At 37.2% G+C, this 22,326-nt stretch carries 22 protein-coding genes and 3 tRNA genes; 16 read left to right on the forward strand and 9 right to left on the reverse strand.

Going from position 1 to position 22,326, the window contains the following annotated elements; genetic code table 11:
- On the reverse strand, nt 1-1,131 hold the full coding sequence (tgt, locus tag RM549_RS17210) for a tRNA guanosine(34) transglycosylase Tgt (protein ID WP_311687076.1): 1,131 nt from the start codon (nt 1,129-1,131) through the stop codon (nt 1-3).
- Nucleotides 1,132-1,304: 173 nt separating this feature from the next.
- Between tgt and RM549_RS17215 the strand changes: the two genes are divergently transcribed.
- The 3 genes from RM549_RS17215 (at nt 1,305) to RM549_RS17225 (ending at nt 3,872) form a co-directional block, all read left to right on the forward strand.
- On the forward strand, nt 1,305-2,150 hold the full coding sequence (locus tag RM549_RS17215; RefSeq protein ID WP_311687078.1) for a transketolase: 846 nt from the start codon (nt 1,305-1,307) through the stop codon (nt 2,148-2,150).
- A 40-nt stretch (nt 2,151-2,190) separates the two neighbouring features.
- The gene (locus tag RM549_RS17220) at nt 2,191-3,144 is read left to right on the forward strand and encodes a transketolase family protein (protein ID WP_311687080.1); all 954 of its coding nucleotides are present in this window, start codon (nt 2,191-2,193) and stop codon (nt 3,142-3,144) included.
- A gap of 119 nt (nt 3,145-3,263) precedes the next feature.
- The gene (locus RM549_RS17225; RefSeq protein ID WP_311687082.1) at nt 3,264-3,872 is read left to right on the forward strand and encodes an outer membrane beta-barrel protein; all 609 of its coding nucleotides are present in this window, start codon (nt 3,264-3,266) and stop codon (nt 3,870-3,872) included.
- 73 nt (nt 3,873-3,945) lie between these two features.
- On the opposite strand, the gene RM549_RS17230 is transcribed toward RM549_RS17225, so the two are convergent.
- Nucleotides 3,946-4,902, reverse strand: coding sequence for an FKBP-type peptidyl-prolyl cis-trans isomerase (locus RM549_RS17230; protein WP_311687084.1), 957 nt, complete (start codon nt 4,900-4,902; stop codon nt 3,946-3,948).
- A gap of 78 nt (nt 4,903-4,980) precedes the next feature.
- On the opposite strand from RM549_RS17230, the gene RM549_RS17235 reads away from it, so the two are divergent.
- From RM549_RS17235 to RM549_RS17245, 3 genes are read left to right on the forward strand one after another with little or no spacing between them, the layout of a single operon-like run.
- Nucleotides 4,981-5,394 (forward strand): RNA-binding S4 domain-containing protein, encoded by a 414-nt coding sequence (locus RM549_RS17235; RefSeq protein ID WP_311687087.1) that lies wholly within the window; start codon nt 4,981-4,983, stop codon nt 5,392-5,394.
- Complete coding sequence (locus tag RM549_RS17240; protein WP_311687089.1) at nt 5,378-5,971, forward strand: methyltransferase domain-containing protein; 594 nt, start codon at nt 5,378-5,380, stop codon at nt 5,969-5,971. Before RM549_RS17235 ends, RM549_RS17240 begins: the two co-directional genes overlap by 17 nt.
- Complete coding sequence (locus RM549_RS17245) at nt 5,971-6,471, forward strand: phosphoribosyltransferase family protein (RefSeq protein WP_311687091.1); 501 nt, start codon at nt 5,971-5,973, stop codon at nt 6,469-6,471. The genes RM549_RS17240 and RM549_RS17245 overlap by 1 nt, the downstream gene beginning before the upstream one ends.
- Here the strand turns inward: RM549_RS17245 and RM549_RS17250 are convergent.
- Nucleotides 6,466-6,984 (reverse strand): shikimate kinase, encoded by a 519-nt coding sequence (locus tag RM549_RS17250; protein WP_311687093.1) that lies wholly within the window; start codon nt 6,982-6,984, stop codon nt 6,466-6,468. The genes RM549_RS17245 and RM549_RS17250 overlap by 6 nt on opposite strands.
- A 125-nt stretch (nt 6,985-7,109) precedes the next feature.
- On the opposite strand from RM549_RS17250, the gene RM549_RS17255 reads away from it, so the two are divergent.
- The 8 genes from RM549_RS17255 (at nt 7,110) to RM549_RS17290 (ending at nt 13,209) form a co-directional block, all read left to right on the forward strand.
- Nucleotides 7,110-7,182 (forward strand) — tRNA-Lys (locus tag RM549_RS17255).
- Nucleotides 7,183-7,308: 126 nt separating this feature from the next.
- A tRNA-Lys gene (locus tag RM549_RS17260) sits at nt 7,309-7,381 on the forward strand.
- A gap of 250 nt (nt 7,382-7,631) precedes the next feature.
- A tRNA-Leu gene (locus tag RM549_RS17265) sits at nt 7,632-7,714 on the forward strand.
- 671 nt (nt 7,715-8,385) lie between these two features.
- Nucleotides 8,386-9,285 (forward strand): MerR family transcriptional regulator, encoded by a 900-nt coding sequence (locus RM549_RS17270; protein ID WP_311687095.1) that lies wholly within the window; start codon nt 8,386-8,388, stop codon nt 9,283-9,285.
- A gap of 7 nt (nt 9,286-9,292) precedes the next feature.
- Complete coding sequence (locus RM549_RS17275) at nt 9,293-10,756, forward strand: phytoene desaturase family protein (RefSeq protein WP_311687097.1); 1,464 nt, start codon at nt 9,293-9,295, stop codon at nt 10,754-10,756.
- Nucleotides 10,757-10,760: 4 nt separating this feature from the next.
- On the forward strand, nt 10,761-11,600 hold the full coding sequence (locus tag RM549_RS17280) for a phytoene/squalene synthase family protein (RefSeq protein WP_311687098.1): 840 nt from the start codon (nt 10,761-10,763) through the stop codon (nt 11,598-11,600).
- Between the two features lie 4 nt (nt 11,601-11,604).
- Entirely contained in the window at nt 11,605-12,054 is a 450-nt protein-coding gene (locus RM549_RS17285) for a sterol desaturase family protein (RefSeq protein ID WP_311687100.1), read from the forward strand.
- Nucleotides 12,055-12,075: 21 nt separating this feature from the next.
- Nucleotides 12,076-13,209, forward strand: coding sequence for a lycopene cyclase family protein (locus RM549_RS17290; protein WP_311687103.1), 1,134 nt, complete (start codon nt 12,076-12,078; stop codon nt 13,207-13,209).
- A gap of 5 nt (nt 13,210-13,214) precedes the next feature.
- On the opposite strand, the gene RM549_RS17295 is transcribed toward RM549_RS17290, so the two are convergent.
- Together RM549_RS17295 and RM549_RS17300 are read right to left on the reverse strand one after the other, a co-directional pair.
- Entirely contained in the window at nt 13,215-13,775 is a 561-nt protein-coding gene (locus tag RM549_RS17295) for a TlpA family protein disulfide reductase (RefSeq protein ID WP_311687105.1), read from the reverse strand.
- A 180-nt stretch (nt 13,776-13,955) separates the two neighbouring features.
- Nucleotides 13,956-14,720 (reverse strand): XRE family transcriptional regulator, encoded by a 765-nt coding sequence (locus tag RM549_RS17300; RefSeq protein ID WP_311687107.1) that lies wholly within the window; start codon nt 14,718-14,720, stop codon nt 13,956-13,958.
- A gap of 258 nt (nt 14,721-14,978) precedes the next feature.
- Here RM549_RS17300 and RM549_RS17305 point away from each other — a divergent pair, with 258 nt between their 5' ends.
- Nucleotides 14,979-15,362: a hypothetical protein gene (locus RM549_RS17305; protein ID WP_311687109.1), complete on the forward strand. Its 384-nt coding sequence runs from the start codon at nt 14,979-14,981 to the stop codon at nt 15,360-15,362.
- Nucleotides 15,363-15,492: 130 nt separating this feature from the next.
- Here the strand turns inward: RM549_RS17305 and RM549_RS17310 are convergent, their stop codons facing one another.
- From RM549_RS17310 to RM549_RS17325, 4 genes are all read right to left on the reverse strand, one after another.
- Nucleotides 15,493-17,760: an aconitate hydratase gene (locus RM549_RS17310; RefSeq protein WP_311687110.1), complete on the reverse strand. Its 2,268-nt coding sequence runs from the start codon at nt 17,758-17,760 to the stop codon at nt 15,493-15,495.
- 363 nt (nt 17,761-18,123) lie between these two features.
- Nucleotides 18,124-19,077, reverse strand: coding sequence for an AAA family ATPase (locus RM549_RS17315; RefSeq protein ID WP_311687112.1), 954 nt, complete (start codon nt 19,075-19,077; stop codon nt 18,124-18,126).
- 6 nt (nt 19,078-19,083) lie between these two features.
- Nucleotides 19,084-20,514, reverse strand: a complete 1,431-nt coding sequence (locus RM549_RS17320) for a peptidylprolyl isomerase (protein ID WP_311687114.1) — start codon at nt 20,512-20,514, stop codon at nt 19,084-19,086.
- Nucleotides 20,492-21,352, reverse strand: a complete 861-nt coding sequence (locus RM549_RS17325; protein WP_311687116.1) for a peptidyl-prolyl cis-trans isomerase — start codon at nt 21,350-21,352, stop codon at nt 20,492-20,494. The genes RM549_RS17320 and RM549_RS17325 overlap by 23 nt, the downstream gene beginning before the upstream one ends.
- 383 nt (nt 21,353-21,735) lie before the next feature.
- Between RM549_RS17325 and RM549_RS17330 the strand changes: the two genes are divergently transcribed.
- Nucleotides 21,736-22,263, forward strand: a complete 528-nt coding sequence (locus tag RM549_RS17330; protein ID WP_311687118.1) for an OmpH/Skp family outer membrane protein — start codon at nt 21,736-21,738, stop codon at nt 22,261-22,263.
- Nucleotides 22,264-22,326 lie beyond the last annotated feature (63 nt).

A 22,326-nucleotide genomic window follows, 5' to 3' on the forward strand; every position in this document is an offset into this window, starting at 1 on the left:
TTATAAACGTTTATCCATTTGCTTTACCATTTGATTTTTCCAAGAGGCAAAATCTCCGGCAATTATATGTTTCCTGGCTTCCCGTACCAACCACATATAGAAGCCCAGGTTATGAATGGTAGCAATTTGCTTGCCAAGCATTTCGTTTACAGTAAACAAATGGCGTAAATAAGCTTTTGAATATTCGGTATCAACATAAGTCATGGCAGCATCATCAATAGGAGAAAAATCTTCCTGCCATTTCTTATTCTTAATATTAATGGTTCCGTGTGCTGTGAAAAGCATTCCGTTCCTGGCGTTTCGGGTAGGCATTACGCAATCAAACATATCAACGCCCAAAGCAATATTTTCAAGAATATTTATAGGAGTACCCACACCCATTAAATATCTCGGCTTTTCCTTCGGAAGGATATCTGTCACCACTTCTGTCATTGCATACATCTCTTCCGCAGGTTCACCTACAGAAAGTCCTCCAATGGCATTACCTTCAGCTCCTACAGATGCTATATACTCTGCAGATTGCTTTCGCAGATCTTTATAGGTACTTCCCTGAACTATCGGAAAGAGCGTTTGATTATAACCATACAGTGGCGGAGTTTTTTCAAAATGTGACATACACCTGTCCAGCCAGCGATGCGTCATATGCATAGAACGTTTGGCATATTTATAATCACAGGGATACGGGGTACATTCATCAAAAGCCATAATAATGTCTGCGCCTATAACGCGCTGAATTTCCATTACATTTTCTGGCGTAAAGGTATGGTAAGAACCATCTATATGGGATTTGAATTTTACACCGTCCTCTTTTATTTTTCTACGTGCAGATAGAGAATAAACCTGGTATCCTCCACTATCCGTAAGAATATTCCTGTCCCAATTCATAAACTTATGCAAACCTCCTGCTTTTCTAAGCACTTCCGTCTGAGGTCTTAAATAGAGATGGTAGGTATTTCCAAGAATAATGTCAGGATTAATATCTTCTTTTAATTCCCTCTGGTGCACTCCTTTAACAGAAGCAACAGTACCAACGGGCATAAAAATAGGTGTTTCAATTTTGCCGTGATCTGTTGTAACAGTACCAGCTCTGGCATTACTGCCTGGATCGACAGCTAATAATTCAAAATCCATATACAAATTTAAGTGGTGCAAAGATACTCAACATTTGTTGGAAAGAAAGAATTGAAACAATTCATAATTTAGGTGTGATTTTAACACTTAATAGTGTAACTACTTCAATTTTACTTTGAAAAAGGTATTTAAAAACCTATTTTTGTATCAATATCATAACAACAACAACCATAATGTCAGACTTTAAAAAATTAGAAGATTTTGCTACACAGGTGCGCAGGGATATTTTAAGACAGGTTCATAAGGTAAATTCGGGACACCCCGGAGGATCTTTAGGCTGTACTGAATTTTTTACGGCGCTTTATCAGGAAATAATGGAGCACAATACAGATTTTGATATGGATGGTAAAGATGAAGATCTCTTCTTTCTTTCCAACGGCCATATTTCCCCTGTATTTTACAGTGTTCTTGCGAGAAGCGGGTATTTTCCGGTTAAAGAACTGGATACTTTCAGACTTATTGACTCCAGATTACAAGGACACCCTACAACACACGAAGGTTTGCCGGGAATACGTATTGCTTCCGGATCTCTGGGACAGGGAATGTCTGTAGCACTTGGTGCTGCCCAGGCCAAAAAATTAAATGGAGATAAGCATCTGGTTTATACCCTTCATGGAGATGGTGAATTGCAGGAAGGACAAAACTGGGAAGCTATTATGTATGCTGCAGGAAATAAAGTAGATAATATTATCTCTACCGTAGATTTAAACGGCCAGCAGATAGACGGTAGTACTGAAACAGTTTTACCTATGGGAAATCTAAAAGCTAAATTTGAAGCTTTTGGATGGGATGTAATGGAGATTGAAAATGGAAATGATCTTAAGCAGGTTATAGAAGGCTTGAAAGAAGCGAAAACACGAACTGGAAAAGGAAAGCCGGTTTGTATTCTTATGACCACCGTAATGGGACATGGCGTAGACTTTATGATGCATACCCACGCGTGGCACGGAAAAGCTCCTAATGATGAGCAACTGGAAAAAGCGCTTTCTCAAAACCCTGAAACCATGGGTGATTACTAAACCAAAGATTTCCTTTTAAGGAAATGACAAAAAGCTAAAAATGAAAAAATATACAGATACAGGAAAAAAAGATACACGTTCAGGCTTTGGTGACGGACTAACAGAACTTGGACGCACCAACCCTAACGTAGTTGCACTTTGTGCCGATTTAATAGGTTCTTTAAAAATGCAGGATTTTATAGATGAAAATCCGGAGCGTTTCTTTCAGGTTGGAATTGCTGAGGCTAATATGATTGGAATGTCTGCAGGACTTACCATTGGAGGTAAAATACCTTTTGCCGGTACTTTTGCAAACTTTGCTACAGGTCGGGTTTACGACCAGATTCGTCAAAGTGTGGCGTATTCTAATAAAAATGTGAAAATTTGTGCTTCACACTCAGGAGTTACTCTTGGGGAAGATGGGGCAACTCACCAGATACTGGAAGACATTGGCCTCATGAAGATGTTACCTGGTATGACAGTAATCTGCACCTGCGATTATAATCAAACCAAAGCAGCTACAATTGCAATAGCTGAGCATGATGGACCGGTATATTTAAGATTCGGACGTCCAAAAGTGGCAAATTTCACACCTGAAGATCAAAAATTTGAGATAGGAAAAGCGGTTAATCTTTATGAAGGGGACGACGTAACTATTATTGCTACAGGACATCTGGTATGGGAAGCTATACAGGCTGCTGAAAAACTTTCTGAAAAAGGAATTAGTGCTGAAGTAATAAATATTCACACCATTAAGCCTTTGGATGCTGAAGCTATACTTAAATCTGTTAAGAAAACAGGATGTGTGGTTACTGCTGAAGAACACAACTTCCTTGGTGGATTAGGAGAAAGTGTTGCAAGAACGTTATCTGAAAATTTCCCGGCTCCTCAGGAATTTGTGGCTACACAGGATACATTTGGAGAAAGTGGAACACCAGAGCAACTAATGGACAAGTATGGTCTAAATGCTGAAGCAATAATTAAAGCGACAGAGAAAGTTATCAAAAGGAAATAAAACCCTTTTTTAAATACAGTCACAAAAAGCCTTTCAAAAAATTGAAAGGCTTTTTTTTGCTTTAGAAATAAAATAGTAACCTTCTTCGTTATCTTAGTACAACCTAAAAAATATTATTTATGAAAAAACTCATCTTACTTGCGCTTCCGCTCCTTCTTTGCGGATCAGCAATGATAGCACAAGAAGCTTCCTTTGGTATTAAAGGTGGTTTAAACTATGGAGCTACCGGGGAATACCATGGCCCCATAGATGTAGCAGATGAAGTTTCAACTAACCTTTCTGAGGATGGTGAAAATCAAAGAGGATTTCACGTTGGGATTTTTTCCAAATTTGAAATAGTGGGAATTTTTATCCAGCCGGAACTTCTGTATACCAGCATAAATTCAGAATATAGTAATTTTGATTATAAAATTAACAAATTAGATCTTCCGGTACTTGCGGGAATAAATGTGCTTGGGCCTTTAAATATAAAAGCCGGCCCTTCATTTCAGTATATTTTAAAAAATGAACTGGAAAATACAAGTCTGCAAATTGGGGATGTTGAAAATGAAATTAGTGTAGGCTACCAATTAGGAGCCGGATTAGAATTGGGTCGTCTGGGTATAGATTTGCGCTACGAGGGTGCTTTCCAGGAAAATAATGCTTTTGCAGAAATGGCATCAGAAAATGATTTTACCATCGATTCCCGTGCTTCACAATGGATTTTAAGTGCTTCTTATTCGTTTTAAAAAAATTGAAATATCAAAATCAAAAATAAAAAAGAGCCCAAAGCGGGCTCTTTTTCAGTTATAACCAATAAGATTATTTAAAGAAATCCGGATCCAGATAATCCGGAGTTCCGTCGTTGTTCGTATCTGTCAATTCTATAGTACCATCTTCCCTAATAAGGATTTCATCACGTGTAGGAGTTCCATCACCATCATCATCTGCATCGGAGTGGTTAGGGAAATTATCCCCATCTGTATTATCATTGTATACATCCCCATCTTCATCTAAATCTTCCATCCATGAAGGTATCCCATCCCTGTCGTGATCTGCTTCTACAGTTCGATATAAATTGACTTTAAAAATCAATGGAGCATAGCCAGGTATTCCCGCACCAGAAGGTGGAGAGGCAAAATAAGCCAGCCCGGAAGGGGAGAAAATAGCTCCTATCCCATAGTCGTTCGTCCATGAAATCGTATTATCTGGATTAACATCATATCCCGAAGCAGATTTAAACTCTACAAGACTTTCTGAAAATCCCGGAAGCACACCTCCTGCACGTGCAGGTCTTCCATTGGAATCCAAAGTAATGTACCCGGGTAAATCAAACCAAACCGGCGAAACCATATTGTCATTAAAGACTTGATCGTTCATTAACTGGCCGGTATAACCTACATAAGTAGAATCTGAAGTTGTTGGACGATCGCCTTCCCCTTCCCTAACTTTCAGGATATAAAGATTATACTCTACATCATCCTGCGTTACTGACTTTGTAATTAATTCTTCAGAATCAAAAAGAGACGTTTTATCTGCATTTTCTCCGGCAATAGTGTCAAATTCTATCCTGTAATCAAAATCTTCAGAAGGATTTTCAAAATCTTCATAATTATAGAAATGAGTAGAGAGGTACTCCACTAATCTTTCATCATCTTCTAACGCCTGTTCTCCCCGGTCCCTTTCTTCAAAAGTGGGCGCATCATCATCATCCTTATTACAGGATGAAAAAGCAATACTAAAGGTGGCACAAATAAGAAAAAATTTCTTCAATCGCATCGTCTATAATTTTAGGGCGCAAGATACAATAATCTTGTATTTTTGCTTAAGGAAAAAGATGACATTTAAAGCCGATTTATGAGAGTTGATAAATATTTGTGGTGCGTACGGTATTTTAAAACCAGAAGCATGGCTACCAACGCATGTAAGCAGGGAAAAGTTAAAATGAATGGTGCAAACGTAAAGCCTTCAAAAGAAGTTTTTCCCACAGATAAAATCCAGGTGAGAAAAAACCAGGTGAATTATGAAGTTGAAGTACTGGATCTCCCTCCCAGCCGGGTAGGTGCAAAACTTGTAAATTTATACCTTCACGACATTACTCCTAAAGAAGAATTTGAGAAAAAAGACCTGCTGAAATATTCACAGGATTATTATCGCAAAAAAGGAACCGGGCGACCTACAAAAAAAGACCGTAGGGATATTGACGACTGGTTTGAAACTGCACCTGAAGAGAAAAAATCTGAAGAGAAAAAAGATGAGCCGGAATCTTAATGAAGAATATTGGAGTGAAAGATACGCTTCAAATAACACTGGTTGGGACATTGGTGAAATTTCTTCCCCTTTAAAAGAATATATAGATCAAATCACAGATAAGGAACTAAAGATTTTAATTCCCGGAGCAGGAAATTCCTATGAAGCAGAATACTTATATCGTCAAGGTTTTAAAAGTGTTTTTGTGGCAGATATTGCGGAAGCACCTCTTGATAATTTGAAGAAAAGATTACCCGAATTTCCCTCACATCAATTACTTAAATCCGATTTTTTTGAACTACAGGATAAATTTGATTTAATACTGGAACAAACGTTCTTTTGTGCGCTGCCTGTGAACCGTAGAAAAGATTATGCTGAAAAAGCTTCTCATCTTTTAACCGAAAATGGTAAAATTTCAGGGGTATTCTTCAATTTTAATTTAACAGAAGATGGTCCTCCCTTCGGTGGAAGTAAAGAGGAATATTTACAGTATTTTAGTCCATATTTTGAAGTAGAAGTGCTGGAAAAGTGCTATAATTCAATTCCTCCGAGACAGGGGAACGAGTTATTCTTTATATTTAGAAAAAAACAGAAGTGATGAAAGACAAGGTTCTTATTTTAAATAAAGCAGAAATAAAACACAAGATAAAAAGAATTGCATATCAAATCCTGGAAAATAATATTGATGAAAAAGAAATTATCCTGGCGGGAATTGCCAAAAATGGATTTGAGCTTGCAAAGCGCTTAAAAGCAGAGCTTGAAATAATCTCCTCCATCCAGCCTGTTCTTTGTGAAGTGAAAATTGACAAAAAGAACCCGCTCTCAAAAATTACAACATCCCTCTCACCTGAAGAATATAAAGACAAATCTATAGTCCTGGTAGACGATGTACTGAATTCGGGAACAACTTTAATATATGGTGTCCGGCATTTCCTAAGCGTTCCTCTAAAGCAGTTTAACACAGCGGTTCTTGTGGACAGAAACCATAAAAAATACCCTGTAAAAGCAGATTTTAAAGGAATTTCCCTTTCCACCTCACTTAATGAGATGGTGAAATTAAGGTTTGAAAAGGAAAATGATCGGGTGGAGCTTCTATAGTTTTTCCACAATATCATTAACTATCTGCTCCGGATCACGATTATCTACATCAACAATAATCTCAGATTGGTTGTAGTAGTATGCTCTTTCAAATAAATGTTTCCTCAGGAATTCCTCTAATTCCGGTTTTGTTTGAAGGTGGCTTATTACAGGGCGATGTACCTTTTCGAGAAATAAGCGATCTGTCAGAGTTTGTACTGTAGCTTTTAAATAAACAGTTTTTGAACCAGATACCTCTTTTATCCATTTCATATTATCACCGTAGCAAGGAGTTCCACCCCCAAGAGATACCACCATATCTTCCTCTTTCTCCAATATATCCCTCAACACTTTATTTTCCAGGTTCCGGAAATAAAGCTCTCCTCTCTTCTTAAATATACTCTGAATATCTGTCTGCTCAATAAGTTCTATCTGCTCATCCAGGTCGACGTAATTATAATTTAATACTGCCGAAAGTTGACGTCCTAAAAGGGATTTACCCGCCCCCATATAGCCATTTAAAAAAATCTTCATATGCTATTTCGCTAATTTCTAGGTTAATTGAAAACATTTGCAAATTTATGTCATTTTAATCTTGAAAAGTAAAATAATGCTATTATATTTGCACCCGCATTCTGGAAAAGCCGAATGCTTTTTTTGATCTGGTAGCTCAGTTGGTAGAGCATCTCCCTTTTAAGGAGAGGGTCCTGGGTTCGAGCCCCAGCCAGATCACTTTTTTTAAGTTCTGATTTTGTTGGGCGAGAAGTTTATCCTGAGTGAAGCGAAAACGCAGTTGAGCTGAATCGAGGGAAGCCCCAGCCAGATCACGAATTATGTTCATTTAAATATTTAGAATTAGATCTGGTAGCTCAGTTGGTAGAGCATCTCCCTTTTAAGGAGAGGGTCCTGGGTTCGAGCCCCAGCCAGATCACTTTTTTAAGTTCTGATCATATTGTTGGGCGAGAAGTTTATCCTGAGTGAGGCGAAACGCAGTGAAGCCGAATCGAAGGGAGCCCCAGCCAGATCACTTTATTAAGTTCTGATCATGTTGTTGGGCGAGAAGTTTATCCTGAGTGAGGCGAAACGCAGTGAAGCCGAATCGAAGGGAGCCCCAGCCAGATCACTTTAGTTTAGTATTTTTCTAAACTACTTTAACAGCCTTAAATTGAAATTTCAATTACACCCGGGTGCTGGAATTGGTAGACAGGCATGGTTGAGGGCCATGTGTCCTTTGGGCGTGCGGGTTCAAGTCCCGCTCCGGGTACTTCTGCAAGCTGCAAAGGCTTGTTATTGCTCCTCTTCTTATTTTCTAACAACCTTTTTTTCTCCTGCTCTATAAAGTAATTTTTTATTTCTGTTCTTTATTCTCCTATACTGAATTGATGTCCTATAAGATGATACTTCAAAAATTACAATTATCGATCTGTGAGGATTGAAATTTACAGGTTCTGTTATATAATACCTCAAAATTGTCCATTTTCGATCCAGAATGAAATTCATCTCAAGCCTGAGATTCCGAAAATTAAATTTTAGTTATTAAATAGGTCTATAAATGCCATATTCGCTGCGGTGTGATTCGTGCATAGGTCTAATTTCCTTATATAATTATAGTTTATTAAAATCTGCATATTCTAATACTGTGGAAGAGCAAACTTTTTCTACTAATCCAAGGAATAAGAAGAGTCGAGTTAAGATGATACTTCAAAAATAACAATTATCGATCTGTGAGGCTTGAACTTTCCAGGTGCTATATAATGATGCCTCAGAAATGCCAATTATCGGTTTCTCCACTGCAAAAATCCTTAAGTTTTTACTTCAGAAATATTGCAATCAAAAATTGTTTAATCTATTTTAGTTTTTATTAAACATTTAACTTTCAAAAAGTTTATCAGAAGCTACAAATTATGTAGTTTTACCTAACTTGTTAAACAATATATGGAACTCGTAAAACAAAATTTCAGCATTAAGGATCTGGAACACCTTAGCGGAATTAAGGCCCACACGATTAGGATCTGGGAAAAACGTTACAATATTCTCTCTCCAAATCGTACTTCTACCAATATTCGCACCTATGACAGCTCCAATCTTCAAAAGATCTTGAACATAGCTTTTCTTAATGAGCACGGTTATAAAATCTCCAGGATTTCAAAACTTTCCGAAGAAGAAATCGGAAAAATGGTTAAGCGAATTGCAGCATCTTCCAGTGTAGAGAACCGGGCGATTAACGCATTTAAAATGGCCATGATAGATTTTGACGAAGGGCTTTTTAACAGGACGTATGCCAGCCTTCAGGAAGATAAATCCTTTGAAGAAATATTCCAGCAGGTTTTTGTTCCACTCTTAGGTGAAATAGGAACTCTTTGGCAAACAGATACTATTAAACCTATACACGAGCATTACATTGTTGAACTTATAAGAGAAAAAATCTATTTAAACATTGCTGCTCTAAAGCAAGAAGTTACACCAGATACTGACCGACTGTTTGTTCTTTTTCTTCCGGAAAACGAAATTCACGATATCGGGCTTCTTTATTTAAATTATCAGTTATTGTTAAATAAAAAAACCAGCATTTTCTTAGGTTCAAATCTTCCTCTTGACGATATAAAATACCTCCTCGAAAAGAATGATAACATTACCTTTATGAGTTATTTTACAGTAGCTCCTCAGGATCTTCAGGAATTTACTACAGAGTTTCAGGAAAAAATCAGCTCAGAAAAACACCGGGAACTTTATCTCTTTGGAAATCGCCTAAAACAATTCGAAGAACAAAAAAAGACTTTCCCTCCTAATATAAAATTCTTTTCGTGCATTCAGGATTTCATCAGAACCCTTTAATTTATATATGAAAAAAAAAATATCTATTATAGGATCTGGATTTGCATCCCTTGCAGCTTCCTGTTATCTCGCAAAAGAAGGTAATGAGGTTCATATTTATGAGAAAAATTCTGAAGTTGGAGGAAGGGCCAGGCAGTTAAAAAGAGAAGGGTTCACATTTGATATTGGTCCTACCTGGTACTGGATGCCAGATGTTTTTGAGCGATTCTTTGCAGACTTTGATAAAACTCCTGAAGATTACTACCAACTCGAAAAACTAAATCCCGCATATCAGGTTTATTTTGAAGATGGTGAAAAAATTACCATAGGGGATACTTTAGATAAAATTTATAAGGCTTTTGAAGCTGAAGAGCCAGGAAGTTCAAAAAAGCTAAAGAAGTTTATTGGCCAGGCTGAAGAAAACTACAACATTGCCATTAAGGATATGGTCTACCGGCCGGGGGTTTCTCCACTGGAACTCGTCTCGATTGAAACCGCAAAAAAACTCGGACAATTTTTCAGCACGATCTCCCGGGAAGTTCAAAAAGAATTTAACAACATAAAGCTCGTACAGATACTGGAGTTTCCTGTTCTTTTTCTAGGGGCCAAGGCCAGTAATACTCCTGCTTTTTACAGTTTTATGAATTATGCAGACTTTGCACTTGGAACATGGCACCCCAAAGGAGGAATGTATGAGGTGATAAAAGGCATCAGAACACTTGCTATGTCCCTTGGTGTACAAATCCACACTAACGCTCCTGTTGAAAAGATTAACCTCACCGGAGACACGGCAACAAGCATTACTATAAATGGTAAAGAAATAGGATCTGATATTATTCTTAGTGGTGCAGATTACCACCATACCGAAACCCTGCTACCTGAATATAAAAGACAGTATCCGGAAAAATATTGGGAGAAGAAAACTTTCGCTCCCTCTTCCCTGCTCTTTTACGTAGGTTTTGATAAAAAAATAGAGAATGTAGCGCATCACACTTTGTTTTTTGACACAGATTTTAAAAAACATGCCGATGCTATTTATGATAATCCGCGGTGGCCGAACAATCCACTGTTTTATGCAAGTTTCCCTTCAGTTACCGACACCAGTGCTGCTCCGGAAGGCAAAGAAGCTGGTATATTTTTAATTCCACTGGCTCCGGGAATAGAAGATACCCCGGAGTTAAGAGAAGAATTTTTCCAAAAAATCATGAAACGTTTTGAAGGATTAACAAAGCAGAAAGTGAAAAATAATATTATTTTTAGAGAGTCCTTTTGTATTAACGATTTTAAAAGCGAGTATAATTCTTATAAAGGAAATGCATACGGACTGGCAAATACTCTTTTTCAGACTGCTTTTCTGAGACCAAAATTAAAAAGCAAAAAAGTTCATCACCTGTATTTTACAGGTCAGCTAACCGTTCCGGGGCCAGGGGTTCCACCTTCATTAATTTCCGGAAAATTAGCAGCAGAGCTTATTGAAAATTCCAAAATTTAATGCTATGAAATCCATTTTTGATGTCGTTTCCCACGCCTGTAGCAAAACTGTAACAAACTCCTACAGCACATCATTTTCTACAGCTACAAAAATGCTTGCCCCAAGTATCCGTCAGGATATTTACAATATTTATGGGTTTGTTCGCTTTGCAGATGAAATTGTAGATACCTTTCACGATTACAACAAAGAAGAGCTTTTTAATGATTTTGAGAAGGATCTTTACAAAGCAATTGAAGCAAAGATTAGTTTAAACCCAATCTTAAATTCTTTTCAGGAAACTGTGCATAAATATAACATAGAGGAGCCTTTATACCGCTCTTTTATGAAAAGCATGCGCCAGGATTTATTTAAATCTGAATATCTTACTATAGAGGAATACAAAGAGTATATTTACGGCAGCGCAGATGTGGTAGGTTTAATGTGCTTAAAAGTTTTTGTAAAAGGCGATCAGGAGCAGTATAAAGCCCTCAGGGAGTCGGCGATGAGCCTGGGATCGGCTTTTCAGAAAGTAAATTTTTTACGGGATCTGAAGGCAGATTATGAAGATCTTAGCAGAAGTTATTTTCCAGATGTAAATCTGTCGGAACTGGACGAGGTCAATAAGTCAAAAATTATTGAAGAAATTGAGGATGATTTTAGAAAAGGCCTTTACGGAATTTCAAAACTTCCTGTAGAAGCAAAATTTGGTGTTTATACTGCTTATGTTTATTATAGAAAATTGTTACATAAACTTAAACAAGTACCCTCACTGGAAATAAAAAACCAGCGAATACGTGTTCCAGATTATCAAAAAGCCGGACTTTTGGCAAAATCATATATTTCTTATAGATTCAACCTTATTTAATACTATGGATACTTTACTTTGGATAGGCATTTTTCTAGGTACATTTTTGGCCATGGAAGGTATGGCCTGGTTTACCCACAAATATATTATGCATGGGGTTTTATGGAAACTTCATAAGGACCATCATCATAAAGACCATAGTAGCTGGTGGGAACGCAACGATTTATTTTTTGTTTTTTATGCAGCGGTTAGTATCACCTTCTTTTTGCTCTGGCAGTATAATGATTTTTGGGCTGGATTGCCTTTAGGTCTTGGGATTCTCGCTTACGGTATTACCTATTTTACTGTACATGATATTTTTATTCACCAGCGCTTCAAGATTTTCAGAAATGCTAATCATTGGTACGCTAAAGGTGTAAGAAGGGCTCACAAAATGCATCATAAACATTTGGGCAAAGACCATGGGGAGTGTTTTGGAATGCTCTTTGTTCCATTTAAATATTTCAAAAAGTAAACTTGAATATTGAAATTCTCTATGGGCATAACTTATTTTTATGTTATTGTTGGAGGCGGACTCGCCGGATTACAACTCGCTCATAAGTTAAGCAAAGAAGTTTTTTTTAAGGGCAAGAAAATTGCCATTATTGACCCTTCTGAAAAAAATGAAAACGACAAAACCTGGTGCTTCTGGGAAAAAGGTCAGGGCCAGTGGGATAAAATCGTTAGCAAAACCTGGACTTCTACAAACTTTCTTTCTGCGGAACAAGATTTAAAGCTGGATCTTAGCCCCTATAAATATAAAAGGATAAAATCCCTGGATTTTTATAATTTTATTAAAAAAGAGCTAAGTACTATTTCTGACATTATTTTTATTGAAGACGAAATTTCCAGAATAGATCCTGTCACCATGCAGGCTATAGGTGAAAAAGATAATTATTCTGCAACACACTTTTTTGACAGCAGGATACCTTCATCATACGACAAGGATGAGAAATATACTAAAATTTACCAGCAGTTCAAGGGTTGGTATATAGAGACCGAAAATTGCCAATTTGACCCCTCTTCCTTTACCATGATGGATTACAGGCTCAGGCACAATAATTCTACCAGCTTTACCTATATTTTACCAGAAACCAAAAAGAAAGCTCTTGTTGAGTTTACCTTTTTCACCCCTTTTATAGCAGAAGATCATGTTTATGATGAAATGCTGAAACAATATCTTTCCGAAGTAATTGAAATTAAAGATTATAAGATAATATCTGTTGAATCTGGTTTTATTCCAATGACAGATTTTCCTTTTGAAGAAATCAACAGGAAAGAAATTACTAAAATTGGTACCGGTGGAGGTTGGGTTAAGCCAAGCACGGGTTATTCTTTTAAAAGTACAGAGAAGAAAGTAGATAAAATTGTAGATAATATTAAAAGAGGCTTACCACCAGGGAAAGATCTTATCAATAAAAAATTCCGGCGATATGATGCCATATTTTTAGATGTCCTGGCAAGACATAATGAAAAAGGCGATAGCATTTTCAGCAAGCTCTATGCTAAAAATTCCATGGAGAATATTTTTAAATATCTTGATGAAGAAACGTCACTTTCAGAAGAGATGAAAATTATGTTTTCCCTTTTCGGAATGGAATTTATAGCATCCTTCTTCAGAAAGATATAAGAATATCAGGATTTAAGAAGCTCATCCAGCGTATTTCTCATACTGGCGCTATTCCAATCTGCGGCACCCACTTTTTTAATTATTATATTTCCTTCTTTGTCTATTAAATAAGTAGTGGGAAGCGTAAAGCCATCTAGTGGCTTCGGATCTGTAGTTAGCATTCTATAGGAGGGAAATGAATAGCGCTTCCGCTTTAAAAAATTGGTGGTGGTTTCATGATCTTCACCCGAAATAAAAAAGAAAGCTACTTTATCTCCATAATCATCGTAAAGCTGCTGAAAACTTGGCATTTCTGCAATACAGGGGGGACACCAGGTCGCCCAATAATTTACAATAATTACTTCGTCTTTATATTCTGAAAAATCTACACGTTCTTTATTATTCTTTTCCAGAACCCAGTCGTAACTGGCAATTTGCTCCCTGTCTTCCTCGTCTGTCACTGAAGGGCTAAAGGCAAAAGCTTTGTTTGCGAAAATCTGTAGTGGTTTTCTGATTTGCGGAATGAGAAGAGCCAGAATAATCACAATCAGAATAATATTGAGCCACTGGTTCTTGAATAGTTTCATTGTTTCTTAATTAGAAATCACCCGAAAAAATAGTCGGTAAATTAGCACGGACGCAAAATTAGTTCTTTTTGTAAAGAAACAAAACAGCCACTAATTCTTCAATGAAATTGTAATAGAATTTATAAACGGTAATCCTTTGCCACAGTTGGTAAAATTTAAGTTCGTAAAGAACGAAAGATACTAGTGGGAAATTGCCGCTATTTTCTTATTGAGTTTATAGACCTCTTTCTTGAGCATTTCCAGCGCGTCTTCCAAAGCTTTTATTTTTCCCTTGGAAGCTATCTCATGGTGAGGCACCAGGACACCACTTATTTTACCCCTTACCATCATTAACTCCCGGATATCCTGCTTCTTTATTTCAATTTGTTCTCTTTCATTATCATCTTCAACATTATCGTTCTCCAAAATCAGGGAACCAGGATCTTCATTTAGTCGAATGCGCTTTACTAAAATAGATTCTTTGGTAATAATTAATACCAGAGAGCCGTCCAGTACGTTCTCCAGTTTTCTTTGAGTCTGACAAATCACGACATCACCGGAAAGTATTGTTGGGGCCATACTGTTTCCCTCCACTTCAAAAAGTTTTTGATTTTGTGTAGGATTAAAACCAGGTATGCGGTACCAGTCATAGTTGTCCAAAGGTGCTTCGCTATTATAGTTTTCTATAAAACCCGCATGTGCTGAAACGCCTATATATGGTACAAATCCATTTGATATTGACATTTTTATTACAAATTTGTCCCCCTTCAATAAGTAATCTGTAGTTACATCATACAATTTACTAAGGTTAACAATGTGTTCTGCGACAATCCCGTTTTGTGAACTTTCGATAAGCGAATAGGCTGCCTGGGAAATGAAAAGCCTTTCGGCAACAAATTTTTGTGAAAACTTGTGTTCTCTCCTCAGTTCCTTAATTCTTTTACCTATCTCCTGTCTTCCTTTCATATGGTGTGGTTCTCGGCCCTAATTTTATAGGGAAATTCAGTTTTAACAAAGATCGTGCATTAATTAAAAACAGTAAATCTTTATAATTAATAATGATAATCTAATGGTTTAATTTCCGGAAATGGGTTAAACACGTGTTAAAGTATAAAAGCTAATTCCAGTAAGACAGGTCTTTCCATAATTTTATAAAAAATCCTAAACATGAAGAAAGCTTAATAAATGAACCATATCACACTATGTCGAAACATTTTAAGGTTAATGAATTCCAATTTGAGTTTGCTCAATATGTATTATGCTATAATCGGGGATGGTACTAGTGAAGAATATGTGGAAGTAAAGGTTTTATTACAAGAGCGCGTAAAAATAAGGGAAAACATAAAAATTGAGTTAAAGGATTATCTGGAAAAGATTAAAGAACACAATAGACACTTCGTATTTGCCCTCGCTCCTTTTATCAAAACGGAATACTTACTAACGGCAGCCTTACGAAAAGCTACCTGGGGGAACTGCGAGGATTGTGAATTATCTAATGTAAGTCTTTACTATGATTGTCTTTATAAAAATACAAAAAACAAGGATTTTATAGATCTGCTACTTAGGCAAAAAGGAAAAATAGAAAATTATTTAATAGCACAAATGTGATAGATTGGTTATTTTAACTGGGGAGTGAAATAACCGATTAAAGAGCCCGGCAAAACGCCGGGCTCTTTTTATAAAAAAACTCCCGAAAGAATTACTTTCGGGAGTTCTGTAAATGGGAACAAAACAAACATTAAGCTGCGTTTTGTTCTTTTATAAGATTTAAGGCAGAACCTTTTCTATACCACTCAATTTGTGGCTCATTGTACGTATGATTTGCCTTTATAGTATCTTTACTACCATCGGCATGTACTACTTCAATAGTTAATTGCCTGTCGGGAGCAAAATCCTTAAGATCAATAAAGTTGAAAGTATCATCTTCCTGAATAAGATCGTAATCTGCTTCATTGGCGAAAGTGATCCCTAACATTCCCTGTTTCTTAAGGTTTGTTTCGTGGATACGAGCAAAAGATTTTACCAGTACCACCTTTACTCCAAGGTGACGTGGTTCCATAGCTGCGTGCTCTCTGGAAGAACCTTCCCCGTAGTTATGGTCTCCAACAACTATGGTAGGAACACCTGCTTTTTTGTACTCTCTTTGTACCGCAGGAACTCCGTCATACTCTCCGCTTAGTTGATTTTTAACGAAATTTGTTTTCTTATTGTAAGCATTAATAGCTCCAATTAAACAGTTATTGGAAATGTTGTCCAGGTGACCTCTGTAGCGCAACCATGGTCCCGCCATAGAAATATGGTCTGTAGTACATTTACCAAACGCTTTAATAAGAAGCTTTACCCCAGTAAGATTTTCACCATCCCATGGCTCGAAAGGAGTAAGCAATTGAAGGCGTTCGCTATCTTCAGCTACTTTTACTTCTACCGAACTTCCATCTTCTTTTGGAGCAACATATCCTGCATCTTCCACAGCAAAGCCTTTTGTTGGCAATTCAATTCCCTGAGGTTCATCCAGCATTACTTCCTCTCCATCCTCATTAATCAATTTATCCCGGGTAGGATCAAAATCCAGTCGTCCGGAAATTGCTATTGCAGCAACCATTTCAGGTGAACCTACAAAAGCATGCGTGTTTGGGTTACCATCTGCACGTTTTGAGAAGTTCCTGTTAAAGGAGTGAACAATGGTATTCTTTTCTTCTCCTTTACGGTCACTTCTATCCCACTGCCCTATACAAGGCCCACAGGCATTTGTAAAGATAGTAGCATCAAGATCTTCAAATATCTGAAGCAGTCCGTCCCTTTCTGCAGTAAACCTTATTTGTTCTGATCCAGGATTAATACCAAAATCTGATTTCGGTTTTACTTTCTTATCTACCGCTTGTTTTGCAATAGAAGCAGCACGGGTTAAATCTTCGTAAGATGAGTTGGTACAGGAACCAATCAATCCCCAATCCACATTAATAGGCCAGTCTTCTTTTTTTGCTTTTACTGCCATTTCTGAAATTGGCGTTGCAAGATCTGGTGTAAAAGGTCCGTTAAGGTGAGGCCTTAATTCTGAAAGGTTAATCTCGATTACTTCATCAAAATATTGTTCAGGATTAGCATAAACCTCATCATCTCCCGTTAAATGTTCACGCACTGCATTTGCAGCCTCGGCAACATCTGTACGGTTTGTAGCTTTAAGGTAACGCTCCATAGAATCGTCGTAACCAAAAGTTGATGTGGTTGCACCAACTTCAGCCCCCATATTACAGATTGTACCTTTACCGGTACATGACATGCTTTTTGCACCTTCGCCAAAATATTCAATAATTGCTCCGGTTCCACCTTTTACAGTAAGAATCCCGGCAACCTTTAAAATAACGTCCTTAGCAGCAGTCCAACCGGAAAGTTTTCCGGTAAGCTTCACTCCAATTAGTTTAGGAAACTTAAGTTCCCATGCCATACCGGCCATAACATCTACAGCATCTGCTCCACCAACACCAATGGCAACCATTCCCAATCCACCTGCATTCACAGTGTGAGAATCTGTACCAATCATCATTCCACCAGGGAATGCGTAGTTTTCCAGAACAACCTGGTGGATAATACCTGCACCTGGTTTCCAGAATCCAATTCCGTATTTGTTCGATACTGATTCCAGAAAATCAAAAACTTCACTGCTTGATTTATTTGCACTCTGAAGGTCAATTGCAGCTCCCATTTTAGCCTGGATAAGATGATCACAATGTACCGTTGTTGGCACCGCCACCTGCTTTTTACCAGCTTGCATAAATTGTAATAAAGCCATTTGTGCAGTGGCATCCTGGCAGGCAATCCTGTCCGGAGCAAACTCCACATAATCTTTACCTCTTTGGTAAGCCTTAGAAGGTTCGCCGTCCCACAGGTGAGAATAAAGAATTTTTTCTGAAAGTGTCAAAGGCTTTCCAACAACTTCACGTGCTTTATTTACACGATCTGCCATTTGGCTATACACCTTTTTGATCATATCAATATCGTATGCCATGTTCTAAAAAGTTTTTTGTTCTAAAAAAGTCCTGCAAATTTACGAATTTAAGACGGATTTTGAAAGTTATAGGCAATATTCAGAAATTAATAGAAATAATACACCTCTTCTTGTTATTCGCGTATAATAATCCTGTTAATACAAAAATTACATCCTTAAATTGAGAATTCCTTAATCTGAACCAGGAAACTTATGTTTTTGGTAAATTGTAGCTCGTAAATATGCTCCAGATTATTCGCAAAAGAATCTGTGATTAGGAAATAGAACTATTTCTGAAAGAATTTAAAAATTCATATCCTTACCAGCAGAACCTTCTGTAAATTTCTACTTTAAAACTATATGTAGATTTAACCTTGAGGAGCTTCAGAATAAATCTTTAATGATCTTCTCTTCAGAAATACCTTCAGCCTCGGCTTTATAATTTTTGATGATCCTATGCCGAAGGATTCCAATAGCAACTGCTTGTACATCTTCAATATCCGGAGAAAATTTGCCGTTAACGGCTGCATTTGCCTTTGCTGCAAGAATTAGGTTTTGAGAAGCTCTTGGTCCTGCACCCCAGTCTACATAATCCTTTACCAGTGCAGGTGCGGTTTGTCCAAGCGGACGCGTTTTTCCCACCAAACCTACCGCGTATTCTATAACATTGTCTGCAACCGGTATCCTCCTGATGACCTGCTGGATTTCGGAAATTTCCTTTGCCGTAAAAAGCGCCTGAACCTCTGGCTTTTTATCTGTAGTCGTACTTTTTACCACATCTACTTCCTCCTGGAATGAAGGGTATTCAAGATTAATAGCAAACATAAACCTGTCTAATTGTGCCTCGGGCAAAGGATAAGTTCCCTCCTGCTCAATAGGGTTTTGTGTAGCCAATACAAAGTAAGGAAGATCCAGTTTGTATTGATGCCCCGCAACAGTCACAGCACGTTCCTGCATCGCCTCGAGCAGTGCAGCCTGGGTCTTGGGCGGAGTCCGGTTAATTTCATCTGCAAGAATGATATTGGAAAAAACAGGGCCTTTAATAAATTTAAACTGTCGGTTTTCATCCAGAATTTCTGAACCCAAAATATCACTTGGCATTAAATCTGGTGTAAACTGGATTCTTTTAAAATGTAATCCTAATGCCTGGGCAATAGTATTTACCATTAAAGTCTTTGCGAGACCAGGTACTCCTATTAGCAAAGAATGCCCTCCGGAAAATATGGAGAGCAAAATTTGATGTATCACTTTATCCTGACCGACGATCACCTTGGCGATCTCATTTTTTAACTGCCGGTTCTTTACGACCAGCTTTTCCACAAGTGCAACGTCAGACATTACCTATTATTTCTTTAACCAGTTACTACTGTATTCGCAGTCCCTAAATTTACTATTTACTTTAATATAGGTATCGGTAATTTTTTCTGTTTGCCATTCTTCTATAGCTTCCAGTTGTTTTGCCTGCAGCGCCAGATCTTTAATCTTCAGGTAATCTGTAGCATAATTTGCCTCGTGCTCAGGAATACGCTTTACAACCTTTAGAAGTTTAAAAAAAGGTTTTCCTGTATCGTCACTATCGCTTATTCTTAAAGACATTTCTCCTTCTTCAAGATTTACAACCTGATTATATATTTTAGGATCCAGTTTAGTAAGTTCAAACTTGGTGTCTCCTGTTTGAGGATTCCTTAGTTTCCCGCCATCATTCCGGGTTTCTTCTTCATCAGAAAATTCCTTTGCAGCTTCAGCAAACTCCAGTTTACCTTCACTAATACGCTTTCTAATAGTATCTATTTTCGACTTTGCTTTTTCTACGGTTGCATTGGTAACACCGGGAATTAACAGAATATGTCTAAGGTCTACCTGCTGTCCACGAATTTTATCTATTTCAATAATATGAAAACCAAATTCCGTTTGGAAAGGTTCACTTACTTCTCTTTCCTGAAGACTAAAAGCAACATCTTTAAATTCTTTTACAAAGTTGTCTTTCCTTCCTAAAGAAAGAATAGTTCCACCGGTATTGGTATCATCAGAATATAAAATAGCCTTGGTTCTAAAACTTGCATCATTATCCACAACATCAGCCCTAAATTCGTTTAGGCGGTCAATTACTTTCTGTTTTTCACTTTCAGGAATTTCAGGACGCACCACAATTTGAGCAATTTCCACCTCATCACTAAAAATAGGAAGCTCATCTTCCTGCATTTCTTCAAAGTAAGCCCTTACCTCTTCCGGAGTAACCTCTACGCTCTCCACAATTTTTTGCTGCATTCTGGAGGAAAGTTGTCTTTCCTTATTAATTTCGAAAAGTTCGGTACGCAGTTCAGCTTCAGATTCTTTATTATAATATTCAACAACTTTTTCTACAGATCCAAGCTGCCTGCTCATTTCTGCAATTTGTTGATCGATATAACTTCTAACATCGGCATCCAACACCACAATACTATCCTGTACAGCATGATGAGCATAAAGCTTGTTCTCCATTAAAGACCCGGCCAGGTTACATTCTGTCACGTTGGCCGTAGACATATTCTGGCTCTGCATTTGTTTGTACATCAAATCGATATCACTATCAAGAATAATATAATCTCCAACAACAGCTGCAATACCCTCAACCCTTCGGCGTTCATTGGTATTTCTGGTAATGCTTTCAGCAATCTCTTCTTTAGGCTGTATGGCTGTGCTATCTGTAACGATAACCTCCTGAGCTTGTACTTCTACTACAAAAAGCATAAGCAATATACCTGTAGTTATTCTAGTTAAAAATTTCAAATTCATTGTTTTTAATTGCATCTTTTGTAATATCCTTTTCCAATTCTTTTACTAAATCCTGCTTTCTTTTATTTAGCAGTATTTGTTCTATCGTAGCCGAGGCGTATTCCAGAGGAGCCTGCTCGTTACGGGTAAGTACATCATTTACATAAATCAAATATACGCTTAGGGAATCTTCAACCTGCAGATAATTCGATTTTTTTAATAATTGTGAACGGTCCTCTACAGAGAGTGGCCCTATTTTGTCGTAAACTGCTTTGGTCCTTACCCAGATAGAATCATTCATCGAATAATTCTTAAACTGAAGGGCAAGGCTTTCTAAATCTGTTTTATCCTCATCATTAAAACGAATTATCCCTGTTTTAATTTTATCCAGATTGGTATTATTTTTATCCAGGTTAATATACCTGAGTTTTACCAAATCCTCATTAAGCTTAAAATTCTCTTTATTCTGCTCATAATACGCTTCAATTTCCTCTTCGTTAAATGAAGTATCCAGCTTCTTGGAGACTATAGCTTCAGTATAGGCATTGGTATAGATCTCATTCCTGTAGTTCTCTACCAGGTCGTCAAACTCATCCTGCTGTTTCTGCGGAAGATTAAGAAGCGCCCTGTCTATAAGCAATTGTTGTGTGGCCCAGCGATTAATATAATTCGAAACTATTAAAGCACTATCTTCCGGAGATGTATTTTCATCTATAAGCGCCTGGATGTCCTCTTCAAAAAGGTAAGAATCGTTAACCCTAACAATAATTGTCCGTTCTTCTGCCGCACTAAAATAATCACATCCCGATAACGGAAATAGAACTAATACAAAGACAAGCCGGCTTAAAATCTTATTCAAATTCATCCTTTTTAGGCTTTCAATTTATTCACCAAATACGTGCCACAAATTTCCACCCTTAAATATGGGCAAAAATAACAATAAGATTAGGTTCTGCAAGTTAAGCCATGCATGAAATTTATGACTGCAAATTAATCCAGACAGAGAATCCAAACGATTCACTGTAAAACTAAAGTATTTGTATAGCCGGAATTTATGGCGCCTCAATGAAATAGAATATATAATGCCGATAATTGGCATTTTAGAGCACTCCTTTTTAATAGTACTTTCAGGTTTTTCTAAACCTATTAAATTTTCTTCGGAAGAAATTAAAGAAACTATTTTTGTATTTCTGTTCGTTTAATTGTTTGTGCCTCTTATATTTGCCGAAAACTTATAATAAAATGAAACATTTTGGTCTACTTATTACACTTTTATTCATGAGTGTAATGACAAATGCACAAACAAAGACTGGGACTATTGATCCTGAATTCATCCTCTCAAAAATGCCGGAAATTGCAGAAGTAAATACTGGTTTGGAAGGTTACAATGAGGAATTACAGGGGAATCTTCAGGAAAGCATCAGTAATTACGAAACTCTGATGGCCGATTATCAGGAAAATAATGCTGCTTTAACTGACGAACAGCGTAAGGAGAAAGAAACTGAAATTATTGGGCTTGAAAATGAGATTAAAGGCTTCAGACAAAAAGCTTCGGTTATGCTACAGATGAAAAGAAATGAACTTACCGAGCCGCTTTATCAAAAAATAGATGCCGCCATGCAAAGGGTTATTCAGGCAGAAGGTTATACCCACATTATCAATGCAGGTGGAAACAGCCTTGCTTTTGCTGCAGAACAATATGACATTACAAATTTAGTATTACAGGAACTGGGAATCTCAACAGAAACAGAAAATACTAGCGGTCAATAAAATATCGATAATTGCCAAAAAAAGCCTCAGTTTTTTAGCTGAGGCTTTTTTTATTTATTGCAA

The sequence above is a fragment of the Autumnicola patrickiae genome, assembly GCF_031846525.1.
In the GTDB taxonomy this organism is placed as follows: Bacteria; Bacteroidota; Bacteroidia; order Flavobacteriales; family Flavobacteriaceae; genus Autumnicola; species Autumnicola patrickiae.

Coding starts and splice junctions, on each gene's coding strand:
- tgt (WP_311687076.1), bottom strand. CDS start 1,131: ATGGATTTTGAATTATTAGCTGTCGATCCAGGCAGTAATGCCAGAGCT.
- RM549_RS17305 (WP_311687109.1), top strand. CDS start 14,979: ATGAATTCCAATTTGAGTTTGCTCAATATGTATTATGCTATAATCGGG.
- RM549_RS17215 (WP_311687078.1), top strand. CDS start 1,305: ATGTCAGACTTTAAAAAATTAGAAGATTTTGCTACACAGGTGCGCAGG.
- RM549_RS17220 (WP_311687080.1), top strand. CDS start 2,191: ATGAAAAAATATACAGATACAGGAAAAAAAGATACACGTTCAGGCTTT.
- RM549_RS17310 (WP_311687110.1), bottom strand. CDS start 17,760: ATGGCATACGATATTGATATGATCAAAAAGGTGTATAGCCAAATGGCA.
- RM549_RS17295 (WP_311687105.1), bottom strand. CDS start 13,775: ATGAAACTATTCAAGAACCAGTGGCTCAATATTATTCTGATTGTGATT.
- RM549_RS17245 (WP_311687091.1), top strand. CDS start 5,971: ATGAAAGACAAGGTTCTTATTTTAAATAAAGCAGAAATAAAACACAAG.
- RM549_RS17280 (WP_311687098.1), top strand. CDS start 10,761: ATGAAATCCATTTTTGATGTCGTTTCCCACGCCTGTAGCAAAACTGTA.
- RM549_RS17230 (WP_311687084.1), bottom strand. CDS start 4,902: ATGCGATTGAAGAAATTTTTTCTTATTTGTGCCACCTTTAGTATTGCT.
- RM549_RS17235 (WP_311687087.1), top strand. CDS start 4,981: ATGAGAGTTGATAAATATTTGTGGTGCGTACGGTATTTTAAAACCAGA.
- RM549_RS17240 (WP_311687089.1), top strand. CDS start 5,378: ATGAGCCGGAATCTTAATGAAGAATATTGGAGTGAAAGATACGCTTCA.
- RM549_RS17320 (WP_311687114.1), bottom strand. CDS start 20,514: ATGAATTTGAAATTTTTAACTAGAATAACTACAGGTATATTGCTTATG.
- RM549_RS17225 (WP_311687082.1), top strand. CDS start 3,264: ATGAAAAAACTCATCTTACTTGCGCTTCCGCTCCTTCTTTGCGGATCA.
- RM549_RS17290 (WP_311687103.1), top strand. CDS start 12,076: ATGGGCATAACTTATTTTTATGTTATTGTTGGAGGCGGACTCGCCGGA.
- RM549_RS17275 (WP_311687097.1), top strand. CDS start 9,293: ATGAAAAAAAAAATATCTATTATAGGATCTGGATTTGCATCCCTTGCA.
- RM549_RS17315 (WP_311687112.1), bottom strand. CDS start 19,077: ATGTCTGACGTTGCACTTGTGGAAAAGCTGGTCGTAAAGAACCGGCAG.
- RM549_RS17250 (WP_311687093.1), bottom strand. CDS start 6,984: ATGAAGATTTTTTTAAATGGCTATATGGGGGCGGGTAAATCCCTTTTA.
- RM549_RS17270 (WP_311687095.1), top strand. CDS start 8,386: ATGGAACTCGTAAAACAAAATTTCAGCATTAAGGATCTGGAACACCTT.
- RM549_RS17300 (WP_311687107.1), bottom strand. CDS start 14,720: ATGAAAGGAAGACAGGAGATAGGTAAAAGAATTAAGGAACTGAGGAGA.
- RM549_RS17330 (WP_311687118.1), top strand. CDS start 21,736: ATGAAACATTTTGGTCTACTTATTACACTTTTATTCATGAGTGTAATG.
- RM549_RS17285 (WP_311687100.1), top strand. CDS start 11,605: ATGGATACTTTACTTTGGATAGGCATTTTTCTAGGTACATTTTTGGCC.